We start from the raw sequence: 2,204 nt of genomic DNA on the forward strand, positions 1-2,204 counted from the left end.
TGTGTATGAGGGACAGGTTTAAAATATTCTGTGTAATAGGTTGGGTGTACAGGAAGGTACGAAAGTATTCATATCAAAAGCGCCTGATGAAGCGTTTTCCCCACCCGATAAATTCATATGGACGTACTTTGACCCTGCAGGGGAGGAAAGTTATGAGTGGTCGCCAATGGGTGAGTGAAGCTATCGGCAAGATTGAGGCGGATTTTCAACGCAGCGCAGATACCCACCTGATACGACTTGAATTACCGGGAATCAACGGTATCGAGGTGTATCTGAAAGATGAAAGCACGCACCCGACAGGAAGCCTGAAGCACCGTCTGGCCCGATCTTTATTTCTCTATGCCATCTGTAATGGTTGGGTTGGAGAGCATACCACCATTATTGAGTCATCTTCCGGAAGCACGGCCGTTTCTGAAGCCTATTTTGCCCGGCTGCTGGGCTTGCCATTTATTGCTGTCATGCCCAGATCGACCTCCGCTCAAAAAATACAACAGATCAAGTTTTACGGTGGTCAGTGCCACCTGGTCAATTGCTCCAGTGAGATTTATGCCGAATCCCAGCGGTTGGCCAGAGAGCTGAATGGACATTACATGGACCAGTTTACCTATGCAGAGAGGGCAACGGACTGGCGGGGTAACAACAATATTGCCGATGCCATTTTTCGACAGATGCAGGCGGAGCAATATCCGGTGCCCAGTTGGATTGTCATGAGCCCGGGAACCGGAGGAACATCGGCCACCATTGGCCGTTACATTCGATATCAAAAGCTGAATACCCGTTTATGTGTAGTCGACCCGGATCACTCAGTGTTCATGGATTACTACGCCAGTGGCGACACCAGCCTGACGATTGGTCAGGGCTCTCGCATAGAGGGTATTGGGCGCCCGAGAGTCGAACCGTCGTTTATTCCTGGCGTGATTGATGACATGCGTCGTGTACCTGATGTGGCCGCTATTGCAACCATTCACTGGCTGGAAAAGATACTGGGTCGAAAGGCCGGCCCAAGTACCGGGACTAATTTATATGGGGCCCTGCAAATTGCTGCCGAGATGAAATCCAGTGGTCAGGAAGGATCGATCGTTACCCTGTTGTGTGATCCGGGTGATCGCTATCTGGATACCTGTTATAACCCTGACTGGATTGCTGCCCAGGTTGGTGATATACAGCCATGGATAGAGGAACTCTACAGGCTGGCTGGAAAATAAAGCGGTTGCCAGGGGCTCATGGGTTCCGGCGGATGAGAATAGTCATATTCGATTCCATTTGGCTAACTGCTTGCACAGTAAAACGGCCGCAAAATGCGACCGTGCAGAGTTGAACCTCAGTACTTCGAAAAGTTACTTCTATTTACTCTTACTGTACCTAAAGTGTCCGAATTGATCATCCATTCCCTTGGCCTGAGCGCCCAGGCTATCACGTAATGCATCAGTTGCACCTTGTCTGGCAAGTGTGTAGATATCCGCGGCACTTTGAGCCAGGGGACGCTGTTGATATTCTTGATCAGTTTGGGTTTGCTGATGAACAGTTTGAGCTTTTGGTTGAGCGGTTTGAGCTTTAGGTGGAGCTTTTGGTTGAGCAGTTTGAGCTTTAGGTGGAGCTTTTGGTTGAGCAGTTTGAGCTTTTGGTTGAGCAGTTTTAGCTTTTGGTCGAGCAAGTTGGGTAGGTGCTTGAACAGTTTGAGCTTGTTGGGGACTAACTTGCTCTTCAACCTCCGGCTGTCGCAACGATTCAGCTAGCTCGGCTAAATAATCACTCACTATTTGATTGGTTTCGGGGACTGTAGAAGCTGAAATGGAATCTTCGCTTACATGTGATTGGTCAGAATCATCTTCATCCACTAACTCATTCATGCGTTGAAGCTGAGTATCAACCCTCTTGTCAAATGCTGAATGGTAATTCAGTGGAGCAGGTTCTTTGTCATCAGAAGAGACGAAGGCAGCATCATGTTGGGCATGCAGGGGATGTTGAGTTACTGCGGATATTTCGGCTTGTGGTTGTGCTCCATGAGTTGGAGGCTGCGCATACTCGGACACTGGAGCGGTATGTGCGCCGGGGGCTGGGGTATACGACGGCATTGCGGAAGGGGCCGAGTGTTGAGCATGAACTGTTTCTGACTGATGGACATGCTCAGTACTTGGGGCAGGCGATGCTGCGGATGATTTCGTTCCCTGGTCAGGAGTCTTTTCCGGCTCTTTTTTCTCAGC

2 protein-coding genes are annotated in these 2,204 nt (G+C 49.5%); one reads left to right on the plus strand and one right to left on the minus strand.

The genetic code is table 11. The features are described from left to right. Positions 1-152 precede the first annotated feature (152 nt). The gene (locus tag KDK14_RS04415; RefSeq protein ID WP_257263808.1) at positions 153-1,205 is read left to right on the plus strand and encodes a PLP-dependent cysteine synthase family protein; all 1,053 of its coding nucleotides are present in this window, start codon (positions 153-155) and stop codon (positions 1,203-1,205) included. Positions 1,206-1,343: 138 nt separating this feature from the next. On the opposite strand, the gene KDK14_RS04420 is transcribed toward KDK14_RS04415, so the two are convergent. Further along, on the minus strand, positions 1,344-2,204 hold an 861-nt coding region (locus KDK14_RS04420), incomplete at its 5' end, for a hypothetical protein (RefSeq protein ID WP_257263809.1).

It is taken from the genome of Endozoicomonas sp. ONNA2, assembly GCF_024606365.1.
GTDB lineage: Bacteria > Pseudomonadota > Gammaproteobacteria > Pseudomonadales > Endozoicomonadaceae > Endozoicomonas.